We start from the raw sequence: 22725 nt of genomic DNA on the forward strand, positions 1-22725 counted from the left end.
TAAACACAAATGGCAGAGAGGAAGGGATTCGAACCCTCGAAAGCTTGCGCTTTACACGCGTTCCAGGCGTGCTCCTTCAACCACTCGGACACCTCTCTAAATAAAAAGCAGATTCTATCATATTTTTTGATATTTACACTTATTAAAAAACTAAATATATAATCTATATTTTACATAAAGGTTAGCATTATGAGAAAATTTCTTTGCATTATCATTTTTAGCGTGATGTTAGTTGCTAAGGATGACTGGGGCTATGGCGTAGATGAGTCAAAAAACTGGGGGAATATAAGTGAGCTATATCTAGGCTGTAAATTTGGCAAACAGCAATCGCCTATCAACATCTCGCCAAAGCATGTAAGCCCCGGTGCACAAAGCTTTACGCTTAAATATCTACCAGCAAAGGGCGTAAATCTAAGGCTTGATAATCACACATTTAAAATTACTTATCCAAAGGGAAGCTACATTGAAATGGCTGGAACGCGTTATATTTTGCAAGAAATCCATTTTAAAACCCCAGCAGAAACGATTATAAACTCACAGGCAAGACCGCTTGAAGCGCAATTTTACCACGAAGATTCTAAGGGAAGAATGCTTATAATGTCGGTTATTTTTGATGAAGGGCGTGCAAATCCGCTAATTGAGCGGCTAAATAAAAGCTTGCCAAAAGAGAGTAATAAGTCTATTTTTATCACAAATGTGGATGCAAATGAGCTTGTGCCAAAGAGTTTAGAATCTTATCAATTCTATGGCTCAATCACTTATCCACCCTGCACGCAAGATGTTTATTGGATAGTGCTAAAAAATCACATGCGAATAATGCAAATCGAAGCGGATGCAATGCGTGAAATAACAGGCGAAAACGCCCGCGAAACGCAAGATATTGCTGATAGGTTGATAATGGAGAATTAAAATTATCAAACTTTAAGAAAAATTTAAAGTTTTTATTATACAATGTGTGTTTAGAATCTAGGTTAAAAGGAAGTGTTATGATAGATTTAGATAATGTGCAAGGGAATGGGAATACAGGGCTTTATAATCCAAAAAACGAGCATGATGCCTGTGGTATCGGTGCTATTGCAAATATTAAAGGCATAAAAAGTCATAAACTAATACAAGATGCGTTAGTGATATTAGAAAATATGGAGCATCGCGGTGGTAGCTATAAAAATAGCGGTGATGGCGCTGGCGTGCTTATTCAAATCCCGCATAAGTTTTTTAAAACGCAGAATCTTGGCTTTAAATTGCCCGATGAGGGCGAATATGCGGTCGCTCAAATCTTTCTATCACGCAATGAAGATTCTAAAAAAGAGGGCATTGAAATCTTTAAACAAGGCTTAATTGATAATAATTTAGAGCTTTTGGGCTTTAGAGAAGTGCCAACAAACCCTTTAAAAATCGGCGATACGGCGCGTAATGCGATGCCTTATATTTTACAAGCCTTTGTTAAAAAGCCTAGTAATCTTGCAAAAGGCTTAGATTTTGAGCGAAAGCTTTATATCGCAAGGCGGGCTATTGAAAAAGTCGCCCTTGCCCTAAATATCGCTAAGTTCTACATTTCTAGCTTTTCATCTCGCACGATTGTGTATAAGGGAATGCTTGTTAGCAATCAGGTAAATGACTTTTATTTGGACTTTCAGAATCTAAATGTTGAGTCGGCTATTTGCTTGGTGCATTCGCGTTTTTCTACGAACACTTTTCCATCTTGGGAGCGCGCCCATCCAAATCGATATATGGTGCATAATGGCGAGATAAACACGATAAATGGCAATGTGGATGCGATGAAAGCAAGGCAAGGCACTTGCGAGTCGGCGTTTTTCAGTGATTTAGATTCTATATTTCCTATCATTGCAAAGCCTAGCAGCGACTCAGCGATGTTTGATAACACTTTGGAATTTTTAGTAATGAATGGTCGCAGCCTTGAAGAAGCAATAATGCTAATGATACCAGAGCCATGGAGTAAAAATGATTCTATGGATAAGACAAAAAGGGCATTTTATGAGTTTAACTCGACCTTTATGGAGCCTTGGGATGGTCCTGCTAGTATCATTTTTAGTGATGGCGTGATAATGGGTGCTAGTTTGGATAGAAATGGCTTTCGTCCATCGCGATATTATATTACAAAAGATGATTATTTAATTTTGGCGAGTGAAACAGGCGCTTTACATGTAGAAGAGAGTCGCATTAAAGAAAAGAAACGTTTGGAGCCGGGAAAACTACTAATGGTAGATACGCAAAAGGGACGCGTGATAAGTGATGAAGAGATAAAAATGCAATACGCTCACGCAAAGCCTTATGCAAAGTGGTTAGAAAATCTTATCAATTTGGATAAGGTGGAAATAGATTCTAAAACATTAGATTCTAAAGATTCTAAAAAAGATTCTAAAAAGGGTAAGAATATAGAATCTAAAAAAGATTCTAAGGTTAAAGATTCTAAAAAAATTATAGAATCTAAAAGCCTAAACGCCGCACACCACCCTTTTAATGAAAAAGATTCTAAGAATCTAAACGCCCACGCTATTAGTGAAAAAGAGATTCTAAAAGATATAGAATCTATTTCCACGCTGCAACGAGCGTTTGGTTACAACTATGATGAATTGACCCAAAGTATCGAAACGATGAGCCGCACTGGTAAAGAAATGCTAGCAAGTATGGGCGTGGATACACCCATTGCCTTATTATCGCCTAATCCTGTGCCACTTTTCAATTATTTTAAACAACTTTTCGCACAAGTAACAAATCCGCCCCTTGATGCGATGCGAGAAAAAATTGTAACTAGCCAACGCACTTATTTAGGAAAAGAGGGCAATTTGCTAAATCCAAATGAAAATAATGCAAAACGCATTAGAATCAATCGCCCGATTTTAAGCAATATTGAATTACAAAAGATTCAAAGTTTGGAAAGCAAAGGCTTTAAAACGCACACAATTTCGCTTCTATTTAATAAAAACGAGTTGCATAAAGATGTCTGCGGTGATAGCGATGTGCTAGAAGAGATTCTAAATAGAATCTTTTTAGAGGCAAATGACGCGATAAGCAAGGGCGTTAGCATTTTAATCTTAAGTGATAAAGGCTTAGATTCTAATCATTTGTATGTGCCTAGTCTCCTTGCTGTATCTGCCTTGCACCACCATTTAGTGCGGACAAGCCAACGCACAAAGGCAAGTATAATTATAGAATCTGCCGAGCCACGTGAGATACATCACTTCGCTTGTCTTTTAGGATATGGCGCGACTGCGGTGTGTCCTTATTTAGTCTTTGATTCTATAAATTTATTAATTCATCAAGGGCGTTTGAATCTAAACTACGATAAAGCGTGTAGTAACTTTATAAATGCGGTCTCAAGTGGTATTATAAAAATTGCTTCAAAAATGGGTGTTTCCACATTGCAAAGCTATAATGGTGCGCAAATTTTTGAGTGTTTGGGCATTTCAAGTGATTTAATTGAGCGGCACTTTACCGGTACACAGACAAATATTGAGGGCATAGAATCTAGTGATATTTTAAATGATATTATTACGCTTCATAACAACGCATTTGCTCCTAAATATCACACAAAAAATAGTTTAGAATCTAAATTTTCAAACACCAAATTTGAGCTAGGTAGTGTCGGGCTACATGGTATGCGAAGCGGTAGCTATGTGTATGGGCATAATGATTCTAGTAAAGAGGAGCATTTATATGACCCGCTAATGATTTATAAACTGCAAAATTCTTGTCGCAATAGCGATTATGAGGAGTTTAGAGAGTATGCAAAGCTAGTAGATTCTAAGTTTGTGCATATTCGTCATTGTATGGATATGGATTTTAGCCAAGCCATTAGCATTGATGAGGTAGAGAGTATAGAATCTATCGTGCAACGCTTTAAAACGGGCGCTATGAGCTATGGTAGCATATCTAAAGAAGCCCACGAAACCCTAGCCATTGCAATGAATAGAATAAAAGGGCAATCTAACACAGGCGAGGGCGGTGAAAATGAAGAGAGATTTAAACCCTTGCCTAATGGAGATAGTGCAAACTCAGCCATTAAGCAAGTCGCAAGCGGTCGCTTTGGCGTTAGTATAAACTATTTAGTAAATAGCAAAGAAATACAAATAAAAATCGCACAAGGTGCAAAGCCCGGAGAAGGCGGACAATTACCCGGAAATAAAGTATATCCATGGATAGCAAATGCAAGGCATTCAACCCCGGGCGTTACATTAATTAGCCCACCACCTCACCATGATATTTACTCAATAGAAGATTTAGCCCAGCTAATATTTGATTTAAAACACGCAAATCGCCACGCAAAAATAAGTGTAAAGTTAGTTAGTGAAAGCGGCATAGGCACGGTAGCCGCCGGCGTGGCAAAAGCTGGGGCTGATACGATATTAGTTAGCGGATATGATGGCGGCACTGGTGCTAGTCCGCGTACATCAATAGCAAATGCTGGGACTCCTTGGGAGCTAGGATTAAGCGAAGTGCATCAAACCTTGATTCTAAATGGTTTGCGTGAAAGAGTAAGGCTTGAAGTCGATGGAAAATTGCTAAGCGGTCGTGATTTAGCCATCGCTGCACTGCTTGGAGCTGAAGACTTTGGCTTTGCTACCGCACCTTTAGTTGTTATCGGTTGCACGATGATGCGTGTGTGTAATCTTAATACTTGCCCTTTTGGCATTGCTACGCAAAATAAAGAATTGCGAAAAAGATTCCACGGAAAGCCTGAATATGTGGTAAATTTTATGCACTTTATAGCGCAGAATCTGCGTGAATATATGGCTATGCTAGGGTTTAAGAGCTTAGATTCTATGATAGGGCGAAGTGATAAGCTATTTAAGGCGAAATTTTTAGAATCTAATCGGCTTTTGGGTAGCTCGATTAACAATAGCGTGAATGTAGTCGGTGGTTGCTTGGATAATAATCCGGGTGGGCTTGGCTTAAGTAATGTAAGTAAAAGTTTTAACGCTGATTTAACAAGCGGTGCGTCTTTATCGCATTTAGATTCTAAAATAAATAAACATTTATTGCAAAAAGCAAGTAAGATAAGCCTAGATAGAATCTTGTATAATCCACTAAGTATCAATCGCACCGCAACGCATAATATGGGCTATTTTCCGCATGATTTTAGTAATAATAAGGATTTAAATTTGATTTTACCGCAAGTCAAAGGCGCTATTACACAAGGTAAAAAAGTGCATTTAGAGCTAGAAGTAAGCAACATTACGGGGCGAACGCTTGGCACGATTTTAAGTAGCGAAGTAACTAAGATTCATGGTAAAAAGGGTTTAAGCGAAGATTCTATCACAATTGTAGGGCATGGAAATGGTGGTAATAGCTTTGGCGCATTTCTAACACATGGAATCACAATGAAAGTCATAGGCGATGTAAATGACTATCTTGGCAAGGGCTTAAGCGGTGGGAAAATTATCGTTTCGTTATCGCCTGATTCTAGCTTTAAAGCAGAAGAAAATATCATCGCTGGAAATGTGTGTATGTATGGCGCTATTGAGGGCGAAGTCTATTTGGATGGCAAGGCTGGAGAGCGTTTCTGCGTGCGTAATTCTGGCGTAAAAGCGGTTGCACTTGGCGTAGGACAGCATGGATGTGAGTATATGACAGGCGGCGTAGTCGTGGTGCTAGGCGATATAGGGCGAAACTTTGCGGCTGGTATGAGCGGCGGCGTGGCGTATATTTATGGTAAGCATAATACGCAAAATGTGAATACTGAGCTAGTGGATATAAGGGAGCTAGATTCCGCAGATTCTATTGAGCTTAGGGCGTTAATTAGCAAGCACGCACATTTAACGCACTCAAAAGTCTCAAAAAAGATTCTAGAATCTTTTGATAGCAACGACTTTTTTAAAATAATGCCAAGGGATTATGAAAAAATGCTAAAAAGCATTGCAAAACACGCAAAGGAAGCCGACCCCATCCTTACAGCCTTTTATGAAATTACAAAATGAAATTAAAGGCTTGAGATTGTTGATAAAATAATGCTATTTGTAAATAATAGAATCCAATTAGAAATTACTTAGTGTAATATATTGTTGTAATTATGTGAAGGAAATAATAATGCAAAAACGAATTATATGTGTGAGCGTGATTAACGAGCATAGCGTGCTAGCTAGGATTTCAGGGCTTTTTGCTGGGCGTGGGTATAATATCGATAGTTTGACCGTCGCGCCCCTGCCAAATAGCAATCTAAGCTACATTACGATTAGCACACGTGGCGATGAAAAGGTGCTAGAGCAAATCATAAAGCAGCTGCATAAGCTAATCCCGGTGCTGAATGTGATTGAGAGTAGCGAGATTGTGACGCAAGAAATCGTGCTTTTGAAATTTGAAAATAATGAGAAAATCGGCAATATTAGTGCGTTAATAGCCGCGGCTGGTGGGAAAATCGTTAGCTTTGGTGAGAAAAATATCATTTTTAGCGTGAGTGGTGAGAGTGCTCGTATCAAGGATTTAATCAAATCGCTGGTAAATTTCGCCCCAAAAGAAATCGTGCGTAGCGGCGTAGTGGCAATGGAGCGATAACTTATTACTTTGTTTAGAATCTAGTTATCAAAACATATTAGAATTTTAAGCATATTTGTAAAAAAGGAGAGAAAATGAAAAAGGCTGATAAAGAAAGAGCGGAGAGTATAAAAAAGCATATGGAATCTGGGCGGATGAAGGTTGTGAATGTGCTTTTTGAAGATTCTATAGAATCTAGGAGTGTAGATTCTAAAAAAAGTGCGGTAGATTCTATAGAATCTAGCAAATTAGATTGTGTTAAAAACGTGGGAGATTCTAATACAAACGCACAAGATTCTACGCAAAATGCACAAGATTCTATAACAAACGTGCAAGATTCTATAGAATCTACACAAGATTCTAAAAGTGGGACAGATTCTAAAAAAAGCAAAAAACTTCCATTTATATTTGTGTTGGCGATTCCATTAATTTTAGGAGTAAATCTAGCCCATGCAATAAGCGATGCGCCACCTTTCACACGCGTAAATCCGGGCAATGCAAGTGGTAACGCCATAATTTCCTACCACGATGCAATCAAAAATGCGACAAAGGCTGTGGTCAATATCACAACTGAGACAAAGGTCGGCGTTGGGGGGAATTCGCCTTTTAATGACCCATTTTTCCGCCAGTTTTTCGGCGATATGGTGCCGCAAGATAGGCTGCAAGGCGGTATCGGCTCAGGCGTAATCATTACAAATAATGGCTATATAGTTACAAATAGCCACGTGGTGCGTGATGCCGACAAGATTTATGTAACACTGCCCGGTAGCACGACTAAGATTCCAGCCAAACTTATCGGTGAAGATGTGCAAAGTGATATTGCGGTCATTAAAATAGAAAAAAACAACCTGCCTACACTGCCATTTGCCGATAGCACGAAGTATGCGGTAGGCGATGTGGTTTTTGCCATCGGTAACCCTTTTGGTGTTGGCGAGAGCGTGACGCAGGGCATTATTTCTGCGGTAAATAAGACTGGTTTTGGCATTAGTAGCTATGAGAATTTTATCCAAACTGATGCGAGTATAAACCCTGGAAATAGCGGTGGTGCGTTAATTGATAGCCGTGGGGCGCTAATAGGAATGAATACTGCCATTATTTCAAAAACAGGGGGAAATCACGGCATAGGCTTTGCAATACCAGCTGAAATGGTGAAAAGTGTCGCAAGCGAGCTTATGCGTAGCGGAAAGGTGCGGCGTGGCTTTATCGGCGTGAGTATCCAAGACATAGATTCTGATGTGGAGAATACTTATGGTGATAATAAGGGCGTGTTGGTTGTCGGCATTCAGGCGAATTCGCCGGCGCAAAAGGCTGGACTTGCCGTGTGGGACTTGATTACTGCGGTAAATGGTAAGCAGATGAAAAATGCGGCAGAGCTTAGAAACTACATAGGCTCACTACCGCCAAATAGCCGCGTTACGCTTAATATTTTGCGAAGTCACATGAGCGGGGATAAGCCGAGTTTAGAATCTAAGCAGATTGTGATTCAGTTAGCAGAGCAGCCTTCGGCGGTTTCTAATGCGGCTGCTAGCAATACGCCAAGTGTAAATCCCACAGGCAGTGCATTTGATGGTATAAAAGCGGAGAATCTAAATGGACATATCCGCCAAGTGTATAGAATCCCAAGCGATGTAAATGGCGCACTAATCACAGAAGTAAATCCTAACTCAAAAGCCGCAAGTGTAGGCTTTAGCAAGGGCGATATAATCGCGCAAATTGAAAATATGCCTATTAAAAACACAACCGACTTGCAAGATGCAATAAATAAGTTTAAGGGCAAGAAAAAACGCGTCCTTGTCTATAACGTAAATGGCAGTATAAAGACTATAATCGTGCAGTAGATTAATTAATTATCGCAGTTACCATATAAAATCTACGAACTCAAATGCAACCACAGCGGCGTGGTAACAAAGCTTAAGATTAGCCCAAATGTGACGGTGTTTAGCGCTAGTTTGCCATTAAATCCAGCGGCAAGTAAAATCGCTACGCCGCTTACAAGTGGTGGCATCCCAACTTCGATTAAGCTCATCCGCCAAATATCGCTAAACTCGCCCTTTGTAAGCATTACAAACGCGAATAATAATAGCGGTGCGACTAGCATTTTACCACTCAAAACGACTGCGGTAAGCTTCCAATCCAAAAATGCCCTTAGGCTCATTTGCACGCCGATGGCGAAAAGGGCGACAGGCGTTGCGGTTTGTGCTAGGCTTTTTAGCGGCACGAAAACCCAATCTGGTATGTGAAATGGCACGAGCCGAAAGCTTAGCCCGCAGATTAACGCCAAAAATAGCGGGCTTTTTGCAAGGCGAAATGCGACGGCTTTGAGCGAAAATTTGTTCTTGCCCCCGAGTGAAAGCACGATAGGACCGATAAATGCGAAGGGTATGCCTGTGACGAATTGGTCAAAAATTACGACTTGATTTGCGTAGTCTTCGCCGAGCGCACCTTTGACAAATGGCAGCCCTAAAAAGAGCGTGTTGCCAAGTGCGCCCATGACGCAAAAAACCATTGTTGTGCTTTTGTCTAGCTTTAGTAATTTTGCGATAAAAAAAAGAACAAGCCCGGTAATTGCGTTACAAACAATGCTAGTCAAACACACTAGCATAAAATCAAGGTGAATGGGCGCGTGATAAGTGCCGTTGAAAACTTGCGCTGGCAGGGCAAAATTGATAAGAAATCCTAGCAAAATGCCGCTTTGTTGATTACCGATAAGATTTAGAATCTTTGCGGCATAACCGATAAAAATAAAGGTAAAAATGCTATACATAGCAAGTAACATAAGATGTCCTTAAGATATGATTTTTAGAACTTTTTATAAAATAGATTCTATAAATCATAACTTTAAAATTTGGGTTATTTTAAGATTAAACAGATAAATTATAGCACTTTTGTGGTTAAGAGTTTAAGAAATTACACATTTTCATATTAGAATCTAATTTCAATTTTTACTTAAAAAGGGCGAGAAAATGGCTGGCTTCAAAAAGCAAGATTCTATAAAAGATTCTATAAAAAATTCCAAAAAAGATTCTATGAAAAATCCTAAAATAGATTCTAAAGATTCTAAAAATGCGAACAAAGATTCTAAAAAAAATATAGAATCTAGCAAGAAAAACCCCGCACAAAAGCAAAATATAGAATCCACCACAACCTTTTTCACACAATCTTGCCTTGCCTTTGAAGAGTTTTTAAAAAACAATAAGCCCACAATACAGAGCTTTCACCCACATTTTGAGGACGCCTTTTGGGAGATGGTGCTAGTTGGTGGGAAGCGATTTCGCCCTAATTTGCTCCTTAGCGTTGTGTGCGCTTTTGCCCCGCAGCTAAGGCAGAATGCTTACATTCCAGCCCTTGCCATCGAGTGTTTGCACACTTATTCGCTAATTCACGATGATTTGCCCTGCATGGATAACGCGGATTTGCGGCGAGGCAGCGCGACCCTGCATAAAAAATACGATGAGACAAGTGCCGTGCTTGTGGGCGATGGGCTTAACACTTATGCGTTTTTTTTGCTTTCAAACGCGAAGTTTTCGGCGCAAACGCGCATTAATTTAGTGCAGATTTTAAGCCAAAATGGCGGAATTAGCGGGATGATTCTAGGGCAGAGCCTTGATTGCGCGTTTGAAAATGTGCGTTTAACGCGAACGCAAGTTGATTTTATCCACACGCAAAAGACGGCAAAACTCATCGCTGCAAGTCTAAAAATGGGCGCTGTGATTGCGAATTTGTCGCGTGAAATGTGCGAGCTGCTTTACACTTTTGGCTTGAAACTTGGGCTATTTTTTCAAATCCGCGATGATATTATCGATTTTACGCAAGATTCTAAAAAAAGTGGGAAAACCAGCCAAAATGACGCCGCGAAAAATAGTTATGTGAATTTGCTAGGCTTATCTCGCGCTATAAAAATTAAGGATGAATACGCCACGTCATTGCAAAACGACCTGCAATCTTTTGACGATAGCATAGAATCTAAAAATCTAAAAGCCAACTTAGAGCTACTTTTAAGCGCGTATTTTAAAGAATAAATATATTGTTTATGCAAACTAATCTAAATAAGATATACTTGTGTAATAATGAAATTTTTTAAAAAAGTTAGAATGAATGGAAAAAGTGTATTTTAAGACTTTTGGGTGTCGTAGTAATTTGTATGATACGCAGGTGATGATTCATAGTTTATTGCGAGATTCTAAGGATTTTGTCCGTGAAGATTTGCGAGATTCTAAGGATTTAGATTCTATAAAAAATATGGAATCTAGTTTGCAAGATTCTAAGGATTTTGGTTTGGAAAAGGTGGGGGATTCTAAAGATTCAAAGTTAGGAAATTTAGAACTTTCAAACGTGAAAAGCAAAAAAGATTCTAAGATAGGAAATATAGAATTTTTTAGTAAAAAAGTTATAGAATCTACGTTACTAGATTCTAAAAATTTAGATTCTATAAAAAATATGGAATCTAGTTTGCAAGATTCTAAGGATTTTGGTTTGGAAAACTCGTGCTTTGAAAAGTCACAAGATTCTAATAAAAAAAAATACTTAGTCGTGGAGAGCGAGAGTGAAGCTAGTATAATTGTGATAAATTCCTGCACGGTCACAAATAAGGCGGATAGGGAAGTGAGAAGCTATGCTAGGAAATGCACAAAGGAGGGCAAACGCGTGATTTTCACAGGCTGTGGTGTGAAGCATTTGGGTAAAAATCTTTTTAAGCAAAATGCCGTCTATAGCGTGTTTTCTCACTCTCATAAAGAGGATTTAAGGGCGATTTTAGATTCTAAAAATCGTGTGAATCTTGTGAAAGAAAAAAACAAAAACCACGTAGATTCCAGCATTTTCCCACAAATTGTTGGTCGTGTGAGAGCGTTTATTAAGATTCAAGAAGGGTGCAATTTTAAGTGCAGTTATTGCGTGATTCCTAGCGTGCGTGGGGCGGCGCGAAGTTTTAGTGAAAGGCAGATTCTAAAACAGGTTGAAATTTTGGCACAAAATGGTGTAAGTGAAGTCATTCTAACAGGCACAAATATCGGTAGCTACGGGCTTGACACGGGGTCACATATAGCAGATTTGCTATTACAAATCGATGAAATTAAGGGCATAAAACGCATTCGGCTAGGTAGCCTTGAGCCTAGCCAGATTGATGCGCGGTTTTTGGGCGTTTTGGGGGAGCTTAGGAGCCTAGAAAAGCACCTGCACATCGCCATTCAGCACACGCATCCTACTATGCTAAAGATTATGAATCGTAAGAATACTTTTGAGCGTGATTTGGAGCTTTTTTGTGAGCTTTCAAGTCGTGGAATGACGCTTGGCACGGACTTTATAGTCGGTCATAATGGAGAGAGTGAGAGCATTTTTGAGAGTGCGTTGCAAAATTTGCAAAAGCTGCCGCTAACGCACATTCACCCCTTTATTTATTCGCCGCGATTAGGGACTGCTTCGGCGAAAAATGCGGAGGGGCTAGAAATTGTGCGTGGTGATGTGGCTAAAAAAAGGTTGCGTTTAGTGCAGAATATGATAGAGCAGAAAAATCTAGATTTTAGAATGCGAAATAAAGATAAGATTCTAAAAGTGCTAATAGATGGCGAAAAAAATTATGAAAATAATAATGTTATAGAATCTTACATTACAGGGCTTGATGAATATTTTAATAGAATTTTAGTGCCGCTGCAATCTAAGTTTTTAGATTCTATAGAATCTGTGAAAAAAGGTAGCTGGATTGAAGTAAGTCAATATGATGTAAAAGATTATAATATTGCTAATAATTTTAGGATTTTATAATGGAAAATGAAAGTTTAGATTCTATAAATGTTGGTCTCTCTAAAGTTGGGGACTTAGATTCTAAAATTACTAATTTTTTAACTAAAAAGTTAGAATCTAATGGCAGTAATAAAGTTATAGAATCTAGAACTTTTGATAGAATCTATGCCATAGATTTTGGCTTAAAAAAAATAGGCGTAGCAAAATTAGTAAATAATATCGCTCTGCCCTTGCCAGCTATCATTCGTAAAAATCGCAATCAAGCAGCTCGTGATTTAATGGATTTAGTTACAGAATCTAGAACTTTTGATAGTGAAAAACTCATATTAGTTGTTGGAGTCACGAGTTTAGATTCTAATGAAAAGGCTAATGAATTTAAGCGTAGAATTATACATTTTATAACTTTAATGGATTTTAAGGGCAAAATAATTTTTGTAGATGAAAATCTAAGTAGCCTTGAGGCTGAGAGTAAAATCATTGATAGAAAGTATAAAAAGCGTCAAAATATCCGCACAAACGGGGCTTTGGATAGTATTAGCGCGTGTATAATTTTGGAACGTTTTATGGAATCTAAGTTAATATAATCTAAGTTTTTAGAATCTAGTTTTGTAGAATCTAGCAAGAAAAATATGCTATAATTTTTTTCTTACTAAAATTAAAAGGAAAAATATGGGGTTAATTAAATTGATAAAAAGTTCTAAAATTTATAAGGATTATCGTGCTGGGCGAAAGGAAAAAGGAGCGTTTGAACGTGATTTAAAATTTTTTACAAAAAGACATCAAACAATCTTTGGCTACACTCCTGATTTTGCAAATCCTAAGACGTTTAATGAGAAAATAAATCATCGCAGTTTGTATGATAGAAATCCGCTATACACGCCACTTGCGGATAAGCTAAAGGCGCGGATTTATATTAATTTTATGTTGCGTGATTTTGTGGATTCTGTTTCTTTAGATTCTCAAAAAACGGCTAATAATGCAATGGGGGGGGGGGGTAAATCATAACTTTATCCCTAAAAAGTTAGCAAATTTGGAATCTAACTCCAAAGATTCTAACCCACAAGATTCTATAAAAACAATAAAAAATAAAATAGATTGCCACGAATTTGCTAACGCAAATTCTCTCAATAACAAAGATTCTAAAAACTTAGAAAATCCGCAACATTTTAATAGTGTAGATTCCATAAATCAATACTTTATAGAATCTAAAAATAATCCTGTTTTGGCTTTATTAAATGAAGATTCTAAGCTAGATTCTATCTCTAGTCAATTTAACATTCCAAAAGAGATTCTAAAAACACTTTTTTCGCCCATAGATTTTGTAACAAAAGAGCTTTTTTACACAAATAACTGCCCATTTTTGCCTAAACTTTATGGAATCTATAAAAACACAAAAGAGATTGATTTTGAGGCTTTGCCAAATTCTTTTGTGCTAAAAACAAATCATGATTGCGGCGGCGTAGTCATTGTAGAAAATAAACAAGGACTACTAGAAAATCGATACATTTTGGAGCAAATGTTACAAAAATTAGAACATCACCTGCACTCAAATTATTATGATATAAGTCGCGAATATCATTACAAAGCTATAGAATCTAGAATTTTTGCTGAGGAAATGTTATATGAAAAACAAGATAAAACTACAAAGATTCCAGAAAATTTTCGCTATTTTACATTTCAAAATGCGGATAAATTAATTATTCAAGTAGATGATGCAAACTATGAGCATACGCATATCAGGCACTTTTATGATGATAAATGGAATTTTTTGCCTTTTACCTACAATTTTGAAGTGTTGAAAGATGAAATAAAAAAACCAGCCGCCCTAAATACGATGAATAAAATCGCTAGAATCTTGTTAGGAAACTTCAGTTTTATCCGCATTGATTTATACGCACTAGATAAAAAAGTGTATGTTGGGGAGCTGACTTTCACACCATTTGGTGGTTCGTGTAAATTTAAACCTAGTGAATATGATAAAATTTTGGGAGATATGTGGAAATAATTAATCATTAAAAAAGTTATAGAATCTAGAACTTATTTTTGTAAAAAATTAAGTGAAATGAATATAAAATATTATGAAAGTTATGCGAATTTTATCCTTATAAAAGTTAGAAATAATAGAACTTTTGTAGATTTTTTAGAATCTAAAAATATTTTTATCCGCGATTATTCACATATTTTACAAAATCATTGTAGAATCACAATTGGCACGAAGAAACAAATGAAAAAAGTTATAGATTCCATAAGGAGATACGTTGAAAAAGTTAGCAATATTTGACTTTTGCGAGACATTAGTTAATTTCCAAACCTTAGCAAAATTCTTAGAATTAGTGCGAGTTAAAAAGCTAAATCCACTTTTTCCAGAGCTTACAAATGACGCAAATGTCGAGTTTAAAGAGCTTTTTCACCTGCCTATTTTTAAAGCAGAAATTTTAACAAAAGAATTTTTAAATGAATATTTATTACCAAATGTGAATGAAAAAGTTATAGAAAGGCTAACTTTTTTATAAAGTTAGAATCTAAAAATCAAGGCAATATACGCCGAAATATTGATGATAGAGTGAATTTACAGCTTCTAGTAACATAATTTAGTTTTAATATGAAAACTTTTCAAAATCTCTAAGCATTCAAAAAAGATTCTATATTTCCTGCGACTTTTTTTAGTAGCACATTTTTTGTGTCTTTATACGCCCACGCGATGTGTGGCGTGATTAAAATGCGGCGTGATAGCTTAGAATCTGCCATGATTTCTAGCAGCGGATTATTAGATTCCATAGGCTCGTGTTTTAGCACATCCGCGCCAAAATAAAAGTCCTGCCCACCTTTCAAAGCAGCCGCCACATCGCTCTCATTCACAATGCCACCACGCCCAAGATTAAGCAAAATCGCGCCTTTTTTTAGCTTTTTTATAGAATCTAGCGTGATTAAGTTATTCGTCTGCTCGTTAAAAGGCGCGTGAATGCTTATTATATCGCACTCCGCTAACATCGCGTCCAGCGACTTATGTGGCACATTTTCCTTGCGAATATGCCCGCTGGTGCTATGGTAGCTCACATCCGCGCCAAAGGCTTGCGCCAACGCACACACACGCTTGCCAATCGCGCCATAGCCGATAATCCCCCAACTTTTCGCATACAAGTCGTGCAGCTCCCGCTCCAAATGGCAGAAAATCTCGCTCTTAGCCCACTCCCCACGAGCCACGTAGTGCGTGTAGTAGGGCATTTCACCCAAAAAGTTTAACGCTAAAGCAAGTGTGTGTTGCGCCACCGCGAATGTGGAGTATCCTGCGACATTTTTGACCGCGATATTTAGGCGTTTTGCCGCGACTAAATCGATGTTATTTGTGCCGGTTGCGGTGATGCAAATGAGTTTTAATTTTGGCAATTTTTCTAGCGTTTCGGCATTCAAAACGACTTTGTTTGTGATAATGATTTCCGCGTCCTTAGAACGTTCAATAATTTCGTTACTTTTTGTAACAGGATAGCTTACAAACTCGCCAAATTTCTCAAAAATCTTACTATCAAACTCACCCAAAGTCGCCCTATCAAGCATAACAATTTTCATATTTTCTCCTTTAAAACTTGTGTAATTTATAGAATCTAGCAAAAAAAATAAAAAATTCACACAAAATGTAACATTTTTTTTACGCATTAATTTTAAAGTGTTACTTTTTGAATTTACAAATGTATTTAACTTAGAATCTATAATTCACATTCACGCCATAATATTGTCCGCCAAGGTCGTCATAGCCTATGTCTGGCGTGATTATGACTTTGGTTTGTGGGATGTATTTTGTGGTGAAAAGGTAGGCAAAGCCCCAGGCTATGCTGCCGCCTACGATGGTTTGCAAAATCGTGTGTTTGCGTGCATGCACGCGGCTAGCAGCAGTGACTACGCCTAGTGCGATGACGGGCAATGCGGGCTTCCAGCCGTAGCGATAATACACATAGCCAGCCGCGCTAAAGCCCCCTGCGGTATGTCCGCTTGGCATGCCCTTGTAGTCGGTGTTTAGCGGGCGTTTGGAGAATAGTATGTCTGCGCCTTGTGCGGCGGCGAACTCGTTTGTGCGTTTGATTAGCTCGACTGCGCCTTGCGTGGCTAGGCTGCCTAGTGCTACTTGCCATGCGCCCTCATAGTCTTTAATGCCGATGCTTACGATAAATGCGCCAACAGGGGCTAATGTAAGTATATCACCTAGCTTTTCAAACTCACCACGTGCATAACTTTGCGTAGAAAAAGTTATAAAAAATATAATAAAAAATAAAAGTTTTTTCATAATTTGCCTTAATATTTTAGATGCAACCAAGAATTTTACATAAAAGATAATAAAAAATCAAAATATTTCAACTAATTTATATAATATAGATTCAATAAATTTAAGCTAAAATTCTAAAATTATTTCGAGATAGAGTATGGTAATGAATAAAGTTGAAATTCGAAGATTTTTGGCGCTTATGGAATTTTTTTATGGCTTTTTGTTTGGCATAGCGATTTTTTCTAGCGTGTTAGCCTTTCTTATGTCACCTGATTTTTTAAGTGGGCTGTTTTTTGGTGTTTGCATATTTGGATTTTTTTTATTTCTTTGCATGATTGCTAGATATTGTATTATTCGTATTAAGATTTCTTTACACTCTTTAGAATCTTAATGCTTTATTTGTAGGTCATTATGCTATTTAAAAAATACATTTTAAAGTCTGTGGGCGAGATGTTTTTCCCATTTTTTTTCGTGCTTTTTTTTATTTCTAGTATTATTTTGGTGCTAAATATTGCCGTGCTTACAAATGGCGTCAAACTCAGTCTTGGCGACCTTTCACGCCTTTATTATTATGGTATCCCGGCGAATACTTTTTTTGTGATTGCTTTGACTTTTTATAGCGCGTGTGTGCTTGGGTTAAGTAAGCTAAGTTATGATAGCGAAATGCTTGTTTTTTTTTCTTTGGGATATTCACCGCGTGATATTATCCGCGTTTTGCTGCCACTTTGTATTTTGGTTAGCTTTGTGCTTTTGATGTTTTCGCTTGTGATGACGCCCGCACACAAGAGCGCGTATCGTGCGTTTATCAACTACAAAACAAGTGAAATTGATGTCAATTTAAAGCCAGGCGACTTTGGGCAAAAAATCGGCGAGTGGCTCGTGTATGTCGATAGCCAAATCGGCAAAAATGAGTATGGCGGGCTGGTGCTTTATGCGGATTCTAGCACGCAGGCTAGTGAGAATTTTATCATTGCAAAACGTGGCGTGATTGTGAATGAAAATGGCGTAATTGAGCTGCGTTTGAGCGATGGTGAAGCTTTCTTTTATGATAAAGATTTGCTGCAAAAGGCGGAGTTTAAGGAAATGGTGGTGCGAAATTTTCTGCAAGATAGCAATTTTGAAGCACAAGATTTGATTAAATACTGGGAGGGCGCATGGCAGGGCGATGGCAAGACTTTGAAGCGTTTGTCGCAAAGCATTTGCACGAGTTTCTTGCCACTTGTTAGCATATTTTTTATGCTATTTTTTGGGATAAAAAATCCTAGATTCCATAAAAATTATGCTTACTTTTATGTGCTAGGAAGCGGGGCGGCATATCTTATTTTAATGTATTTTTTATCAATGAAACTGCCCTTTTTAAGCCTATTTTTCCCACTTTTATGGCTACTTTTAGGCTATTTTTTGTATGTGAAATATGTTAAAAGGTTTTATTAGAATCTAGATTCTAATCGCGGATGATGCGTGGGGTGATTATGATGATTAGCTCTTCGTTGCGGCTTAGTTTGCTTTGCTTGCCAAAGATTTTATTTAGGGCTTTTGTTTCGCCTAAAGCTGGGATTGCTTGGGATGAGTTTTGAGCGATGTTGCTAAGTAGTCCGCCGATTATTACGCGTTCGCCATCTTTAAGTTTAATGATTGTTGATAGCTGATTTGTGCTTAGATTTGGGGGCGAATTTAACGCCTGGCTCGTGTTTTCTAGCTCTGGGTCTTTGGTTTTTGTTATGCTTGGATTTATGCGTAAAATGATAGAATCTAGGCTGATTGATGGCGTGATGTCTAGCAAGATTCCGCTAAAAACGCTTGGGTATTGTGTGCTGGTGTTTTGAATGGTGTTTGTGGTGTTGTTTGATTGAAAGACTAGGTTTTGTGAGTAGCGAAGCACTGAGCCTACGCTAATTATGGCTGGTTGGTTATTTAGTGCCATTATTTTTGGATTGCTTAGACTGCGTAAATTTCCATAGGTTTTTAATAGGCTAAACAAAGGATTTAGGCTAGTTGTCGCGTTTGTAATGCTAAAATTACTGCCATTTGTGGCAAGGTTAAACGCCGAAGTAGTCGGGTTTAGAATCTTAAAGATTTCCTGCCAGTCAATGCCGATATTTGTGGCGTTAAAGTGCGTCAGCGTAAGGATTTCAACATCAATTGCCACTTGCAAATTCATCTTAGATTCTAAGTTATTTAAGAAATGTGCCACATCACGCATTTTAACGCGATTAGTCCAAATTGTCACAAGCCCAGCGCCCTTATCTATCATAAATCTATCGCCTTTTCGCAGCTCAAGCAGGATGCCGAGCTTAGATTCCACATCAGCCCAAAAGTTGATTTCATCAAGGGAGTAGATTTTCGTGCCGGACTTGCCAAAGTTGTGGTTTGCGTAGTTCATTTGAGTTCGAAGTTGGTTTTTTAAGGAGAAATTGTCAAGGTAGCCTGATAAGTTTTGTGGGGGATTTTGGGTGATTAGATTCTGCGTTGGTGGTGGTTGGAAAGCGTAGTTTTGATAGCCGTTGTATCCGCCATAGCCTGTGTATGTGTTTTGATTCCCATAGTTTTGCTCTTGTGAGAATAGCACATCGGTGTTGCTTTGAGCCATTCTCGTGCTTGAGACATAGTTTAGCTCATAGATTAGCATTTCGTGCTCTTTTAGCACAAGCTGGTGTGGTTTGATGTCATAAAATGTGTCACTTAGTAGGAGTTTTAGGAGAAAATCTAAGCCTTTGTCTTGCACATTTAGGGAGCTTAAGTGCGTTGGAATCTTGGCATTTTTATCGCTGTAATATTGAAGGGAAAATTCGCACGATTTCGCCAAAAAGTTTAGAATCTCGTGTATATCAAGGTTGTTTTCTTTTTTTAGGCTAAAGGTTTGGTTTATACATTTTGGGCTTAGCGTCTTTATATCGATTGAATCTGTGTAAAGGGTGGGTAGGGTTTTGTTATTTAGGGGTTTTTTTATTTGATTTTGTTGTGTGTCTTGGGCTTCATTTTGGGCTTCATTTTGGGCTTTTTGGGGCGTGTTATTTTGGTTATTTTCTTGCGTTTGTTGGGTTTTTTCTAGTGAAAATGGGTTTATTGCATTATGTGCGTTGTATGCATTGTGTGCTAGATTTTCGCTGTGAGTTTGCGGAAATTGCGATGTTAAACTACTATGAATCTTATGAAACTTAAGCGATAAATCTTTTGGCAAATCTTGCTTAACATACGCACTTAACGCAGATTCTAAATCTTGCATAATTGAGTAATGGTTAGAATCTTGTTTTATGGTTTTGTTGGAATCTTGCACGATGTTAGATTCAGTAATTTGCTTAGAATCTTGTTTAATATTAGAATCTTGAGACAAATTAGATTCTATAGATTGTATAGAATCTTGCGCTAGATTAGATTCAGTAACTTGCGTAGATTCTATAGAATCTTTTGCTATATTAGAATCTTGCAAAACATTCACAGAATCTTTAGAATCTTGCGAGTTTTGCGATATAGAATCCACCACAATACTAGAATCTTTTAGCACATTAGATTCTATAATCTCATTTGAATCTAGCTTAGAATCCGCCCACACCACGCAAAATAACCCACCACAAATAACATTCAAAATAAGCAAAAATCGCAACATTACAAAACTTTAAAATAAAAATAAAACATAGATTATACAATATTTTTTACACTTTTATTTTTTTTGTTATAATTTTAGTTTTTAAATTCTTTTGCCAAAACGCCAAAAAAGGACAAAAATGCCCTACACGACCACACTTAAATCTATCGCTTCATATCTGCCGCAAAAGTGCGTGCCTAACGCGTATTTTGAGAGTTTCCTTGAGACGAATGATGCGTGGATAACGCAACGCACAGGTATCAAAACGCGCTATTTTGCGGAGAAAAGTGAGCTAAGTAGCGACTTGGGTTTTAAGGCGGCGGACATTGCGTTGAAAAGGGCGAATCTAGCCCCAAAAGATATTGATTTGCTACTTTGTGCGACACTTAGCCCGGACTTTTTTGGGATGCCTAGCACGGCTTGTATAATCGCATCAAAACTCGGTATTACCGATGTTCCAGCCTTTGATGTGGTCGCGGCTTGCACGGGCTTTATCTATCTTTTGAGCGTGGCGAAAAGCTACATTGAGAGCGGGATGTATCGCAATATTTTGCTTGTGTGTGCGGAGAAAAGTAGCGCGGTGCTGGATTTCCAAGACCGCGGCACGTGCATACTTTTTGGCGATGGGGCGGGCGCGCTTGTCGTCTCGCGTGGGGAGTTTGTAGAATCTAGTTTGGATTCTAAGGATTTGAAAAGTGGTATAAAGGATGTGCATATCGGTGCGAATGGCGATTTTGCTAGCCTTCTTTATACGCCACGACTTTCTTTAGATTCTAACGTTTTAGATTCTAGTGCGTTGCAAAATTCGCAAAAAATGATAATGAAAGGCAATGAGGTCTTTAAAATCGCGGTTCGCACGATTGCAAATGAGGCAAAAAATATCTTAGAATCTAATGGCTTAAGTGTCGAAAATATCGCGTATTTTATCCCACATCAGGCAAATATTCGCATTATAGATTCTGTGGCTAAGTCGCTAAATTTCCCGCGCGAAAAGCTAATCTTAACCGTGCAAAAGTATGGAAACACGGGCGCTGCAAGTATCCCTATGGCGATATGTGACGCAATGCAAGAGGGCAAGTTTAAAAAGGGCGATTTGCTATTGCTTGATAGCTTTGGCTCTGGCTTTACTTGGGGGAGCGCGTTAATTTACGCCGATTTCGTTTGAGATTTTATAAAATTCCATTTAAAATATAAAAGCGTGATTAAAACACATAATTTACTTGAGCTCTAATTCTTCCCATATTTAAATCACCCATTAAGTAGCCATATTGCAATACCGCACTTATATTTGATGTGAATTTGTAGGTGATAGCAGGGCTAAGTTCCAAAAAGCTTACAGGCACAAACTTATTAGCACTACCATGCAAATTAGCTGTTACATTATTTAAGTTAGCAAGGTTAGCAAAATGCCCACTGCTACCCTTTTTTAGCACGAAAAAGTGTGAAGTAGTTACAAATACTGCATCTAAAGATACACCAAACTTTTTATAATTAAATTCTGCTTTACCATAAACAAGAAAAATTGAGCTATTATTAAATCCACCAGAACCAAAAAGACCAAAACCATTTGCTTCTGTTCCTGCAAAGTTATTCCACAAGATTCCGCCTAGTTTCAAGCCACCTGTATTATCAAACATTGTCCCATAGCCATTTAAAAAGCTTCCTGCAAGTCCTAGCGATGCACCGATATAACCATTTGGGCTATTAGATTCACTATCATTAGTTAAGTTATATTTATAATCCAATCTAATGTTATACGTGCCACGATTTTTTGCGTAATTATAAGTATTTGAGCTAAAAAGAGTGTTGAAATCGCTTGAGTTACTAAAAAGCGTAGGTTGATTAGCTATTCTGGCTGCTGTGCTTTGTACCATTGCATTAAATGCGTGTTTTCCAATATTAAAACTATATCCCACATCCGCAAATATCATAAAATCTAAAAATCTATGTGATAAGGCATACCAAAAATTATAAGAAAATCTTGTGCTTTTAGTAAAATCTTTACTGCTATTAAACCCCAACACAAAGACATTGTTACCTAGTCCAGCAGCGGCAGGAGTTGTGTTTGCGCGAGAAATAAAAATATCATCACTAATCCAAGTATCCCACCATTGAAATGAAATGTTTAGAAAATCTAAATCAGTATTTTGCACAAAGATTCCAAGTGCTCTATCTAAAATTGTATCATTAAAAGGTGTAACAACGCTTTTTTGACCGCCTTGCAAAATTGTTTTTGTATTTAGTGAATCTAAGGCATTATAGGTCACATAAAAATCTGCGATATTAAATCTATCCACAAACGCACTTACAATATCACCTCGACTACCTGAAATATCACCATCTGTGTTATTCCCATCAGGTGTTGTGCTGCCTTTTGAGAAAAAGATTCCAGCGGATGCACTAAAGCCTGCTATTTGTCCTGTAGTAATTGTAGGTTTAAGTCGTAATTGCCACCTAGAACCATCAGCATCTCTACCATGTACATTTACAAATCGCCCAAAAGCAAATCCATCTAAAGTAGCATTCTCAATCACATCCATAAGCCGCACAGCATTGGAATTAACACTAAATACTGCAAATGCCATCACTAAAATTAATAGGTGTTTTTGAAGTTTTGTTATCATTTTGCTAACCTTTTTGTAAAATATAT

Annotated in this window: 17 protein-coding genes, 1 tRNA gene and 2 pseudogenes; 14 read left to right on the top strand and 6 right to left on the bottom strand. The window is 37.8% G+C overall.

Annotated features, from left to right (window positions below; translation table 11 throughout):
* Nucleotides 1-10: 10 nt before the first annotated feature.
* A tRNA-Ser gene (locus LS64_RS02905) sits at nt 11-98 on the bottom strand.
* 91 nt (nt 99-189) lie between these two features.
* On the opposite strand from LS64_RS02905, the gene LS64_RS02910 reads away from it, so the two are divergent.
* The 5 genes and pseudogenes from LS64_RS02910 (at nt 190) to LS64_RS02925 (ending at nt 8330) form a co-directional block, all read left to right on the top strand.
* Nucleotides 190-909 carry a carbonic anhydrase family protein gene (locus LS64_RS02910; protein WP_034571556.1) on the top strand — a complete coding sequence of 240 codons (720 nt, stop codon included), beginning with the start codon at nt 190-192 and terminating at the stop codon, nt 907-909.
* A gap of 80 nt (nt 910-989) precedes the next feature.
* A pseudogene (locus LS64_RS14070) lies at nt 990-2330 on the top strand (glutamate synthase subunit alpha); the annotation flags it as partial.
* A 120-nt stretch (nt 2331-2450) separates the two neighbouring features.
* Nucleotides 2451-5939: pseudogene (locus tag LS64_RS14075) on the top strand (glutamate synthase-related protein); the annotation flags it as partial.
* 109 nt (nt 5940-6048) lie between these two features.
* Nucleotides 6049-6513 carry an acetolactate synthase small subunit gene (ilvN, locus tag LS64_RS02920; protein WP_034571552.1) on the top strand — a complete coding sequence of 155 codons (465 nt, stop codon included), beginning with the start codon at nt 6049-6051 and terminating at the stop codon, nt 6511-6513.
* Between the two features lie 74 nt (nt 6514-6587).
* Complete coding sequence (locus LS64_RS02925) at nt 6588-8330, top strand: Do family serine endopeptidase (protein ID WP_237416286.1); 1743 nt, start codon at nt 6588-6590, stop codon at nt 8328-8330.
* Between the two features lie 32 nt (nt 8331-8362).
* Here LS64_RS02925 and LS64_RS02930 read toward each other — a convergent pair whose 3' ends face one another.
* Nucleotides 8363-9268, bottom strand: a complete 906-nt coding sequence (locus LS64_RS02930) for an AEC family transporter (RefSeq protein ID WP_034571550.1) — start codon at nt 9266-9268, stop codon at nt 8363-8365.
* 187 nt (nt 9269-9455) lie between these two features.
* Here LS64_RS02930 and LS64_RS02935 point away from each other — a divergent pair, with 187 nt between their 5' ends.
* The 7 genes from LS64_RS02935 to LS64_RS02965 all read left to right on the top strand — a co-directional run bounded on the left by LS64_RS02935 (nt 9456) and on the right by LS64_RS02965 (nt 14744).
* Complete coding sequence (locus LS64_RS02935; RefSeq protein ID WP_237416285.1) at nt 9456-10511, top strand: polyprenyl synthetase family protein; 1056 nt, start codon at nt 9456-9458, stop codon at nt 10509-10511.
* A gap of 76 nt (nt 10512-10587) precedes the next feature.
* The gene (locus tag LS64_RS02940; RefSeq protein ID WP_237416284.1) at nt 10588-12252 is read left to right on the top strand and encodes a MiaB/RimO family radical SAM methylthiotransferase; all 1665 of its coding nucleotides are present in this window, start codon (nt 10588-10590) and stop codon (nt 12250-12252) included.
* Nucleotides 12252-12815, top strand: a complete 564-nt coding sequence (ruvX, locus tag LS64_RS02945; protein ID WP_081948315.1) for a Holliday junction resolvase RuvX — start codon at nt 12252-12254, stop codon at nt 12813-12815. The genes LS64_RS02940 and ruvX overlap by 1 nt, the downstream gene beginning before the upstream one ends.
* A gap of 85 nt (nt 12816-12900) precedes the next feature.
* Complete coding sequence (locus tag LS64_RS02950; RefSeq protein WP_118962106.1) at nt 12901-13236, top strand: hypothetical protein; 336 nt, start codon at nt 12901-12903, stop codon at nt 13234-13236.
* Nucleotides 13208-14236: an ATP-grasp fold amidoligase family protein gene (locus tag LS64_RS02955; RefSeq protein ID WP_118962105.1), complete on the top strand. Its 1029-nt coding sequence runs from the start codon at nt 13208-13210 to the stop codon at nt 14234-14236. Before LS64_RS02950 ends, LS64_RS02955 begins: the two co-directional genes overlap by 29 nt.
* An 18-nt stretch (nt 14237-14254) precedes the next feature.
* Nucleotides 14255-14512, top strand: coding sequence for an aminotransferase class I/II-fold pyridoxal phosphate-dependent enzyme (locus tag LS64_RS02960; protein WP_118949376.1), 258 nt, complete (start codon nt 14255-14257; stop codon nt 14510-14512).
* The gene (locus LS64_RS02965) at nt 14490-14744 is read left to right on the top strand and encodes a hypothetical protein (RefSeq protein ID WP_052062604.1); all 255 of its coding nucleotides are present in this window, start codon (nt 14490-14492) and stop codon (nt 14742-14744) included. The genes LS64_RS02960 and LS64_RS02965 overlap by 23 nt, the downstream gene beginning before the upstream one ends.
* Nucleotides 14745-14853: 109 nt before the next feature.
* Here LS64_RS02965 and LS64_RS02970 read toward each other — a convergent pair whose 3' ends face one another.
* Together LS64_RS02970 and LS64_RS02975 are read right to left on the bottom strand one after the other, a co-directional pair.
* Nucleotides 14854-15798, bottom strand: coding sequence for a D-2-hydroxyacid dehydrogenase (locus tag LS64_RS02970; protein WP_034574781.1), 945 nt, complete (start codon nt 15796-15798; stop codon nt 14854-14856).
* 130 nt (nt 15799-15928) lie between these two features.
* On the bottom strand, nt 15929-16510 hold the full coding sequence (locus tag LS64_RS02975; protein WP_081948359.1) for a phosphatase PAP2 family protein: 582 nt from the start codon (nt 16508-16510) through the stop codon (nt 15929-15931).
* Nucleotides 16511-16900: 390 nt separating this feature from the next.
* Between LS64_RS02975 and LS64_RS02980 the strand changes: the two genes are divergently transcribed.
* Nucleotides 16901-17923 carry an LptF/LptG family permease gene (locus LS64_RS02980; RefSeq protein ID WP_034572985.1) on the top strand — a complete coding sequence of 341 codons (1023 nt, stop codon included), beginning with the start codon at nt 16901-16903 and terminating at the stop codon, nt 17921-17923.
* 10 nt (nt 17924-17933) lie between these two features.
* Here the strand turns inward: LS64_RS02980 and LS64_RS02985 are convergent, their stop codons facing one another.
* Complete coding sequence (locus LS64_RS02985; protein WP_052062603.1) at nt 17934-20096, bottom strand: hypothetical protein; 2163 nt, start codon at nt 20094-20096, stop codon at nt 17934-17936.
* Between the two features lie 118 nt (nt 20097-20214).
* Here LS64_RS02985 and LS64_RS02990 point away from each other — a divergent pair, with 118 nt between their 5' ends.
* Nucleotides 20215-21240, top strand: coding sequence for a beta-ketoacyl-ACP synthase III (locus tag LS64_RS02990; RefSeq protein WP_034572982.1), 1026 nt, complete (start codon nt 20215-20217; stop codon nt 21238-21240).
* A 37-nt stretch (nt 21241-21277) separates the two neighbouring features.
* Here LS64_RS02990 and LS64_RS02995 read toward each other — a convergent pair whose 3' ends face one another.
* Nucleotides 21278-22699 carry an OprD family porin gene (locus LS64_RS02995; protein ID WP_052062602.1) on the bottom strand — a complete coding sequence of 474 codons (1422 nt, stop codon included), beginning with the start codon at nt 22697-22699 and terminating at the stop codon, nt 21278-21280.
* Between the last annotated feature and the right edge of the window lie 26 nt (nt 22700-22725).

The sequence above is a fragment of the Helicobacter saguini genome (assembly GCF_000762875.2).
Classification (GTDB): domain Bacteria; phylum Campylobacterota; class Campylobacteria; order Campylobacterales; family Helicobacteraceae; genus Helicobacter_A; species Helicobacter_A saguini.

Bases quoted from the DNA above. Each gene is read 5' to 3' on its own strand.
- LS64_RS02970 (WP_034574781.1), bottom strand. From the start codon at position 15,798: ATGAAAATTGTTATGCTTGATAGGGCGACTTTGGGTGAGTTTGATAGT.
- LS64_RS02980 (WP_034572985.1), top strand. From the start codon at position 16,901: ATGCTATTTAAAAAATACATTTTAAAGTCTGTGGGCGAGATGTTTTTC.
- LS64_RS02910 (WP_034571556.1), top strand. From the start codon at position 190: ATGAGAAAATTTCTTTGCATTATCATTTTTAGCGTGATGTTAGTTGCT.
- LS64_RS02985 (WP_052062603.1), bottom strand. From the start codon at position 20,096: ATGTTGCGATTTTTGCTTATTTTGAATGTTATTTGTGGTGGGTTATTT.
- LS64_RS02940 (WP_237416284.1), top strand. From the start codon at position 10,588: ATGGAAAAAGTGTATTTTAAGACTTTTGGGTGTCGTAGTAATTTGTAT.
- LS64_RS02935 (WP_237416285.1), top strand. From the start codon at position 9,456: ATGGCTGGCTTCAAAAAGCAAGATTCTATAAAAGATTCTATAAAAAAT.
- ruvX (WP_081948315.1), top strand. From the start codon at position 12,252: ATGGAAAATGAAAGTTTAGATTCTATAAATGTTGGTCTCTCTAAAGTT.
- ilvN (WP_034571552.1), top strand. From the start codon at position 6,049: ATGCAAAAACGAATTATATGTGTGAGCGTGATTAACGAGCATAGCGTG.
- LS64_RS02990 (WP_034572982.1), top strand. From the start codon at position 20,215: ATGCCCTACACGACCACACTTAAATCTATCGCTTCATATCTGCCGCAA.
- LS64_RS02925 (WP_237416286.1), top strand. From the start codon at position 6,588: ATGAAAAAGGCTGATAAAGAAAGAGCGGAGAGTATAAAAAAGCATATG.
- LS64_RS02995 (WP_052062602.1), bottom strand. From the start codon at position 22,699: ATGATAACAAAACTTCAAAAACACCTATTAATTTTAGTGATGGCATTT.
- LS64_RS02950 (WP_118962106.1), top strand. From the start codon at position 12,901: ATGGGGTTAATTAAATTGATAAAAAGTTCTAAAATTTATAAGGATTAT.
- LS64_RS02975 (WP_081948359.1), bottom strand. From the start codon at position 16,510: ATGAAAAAACTTTTATTTTTTATTATATTTTTTATAACTTTTTCTACG.
- LS64_RS02930 (WP_034571550.1), bottom strand. From the start codon at position 9,268: ATGTTACTTGCTATGTATAGCATTTTTACCTTTATTTTTATCGGTTAT.
- LS64_RS02955 (WP_118962105.1), top strand. From the start codon at position 13,208: ATGCAATGGGGGGGGGGGGTAAATCATAACTTTATCCCTAAAAAGTTA.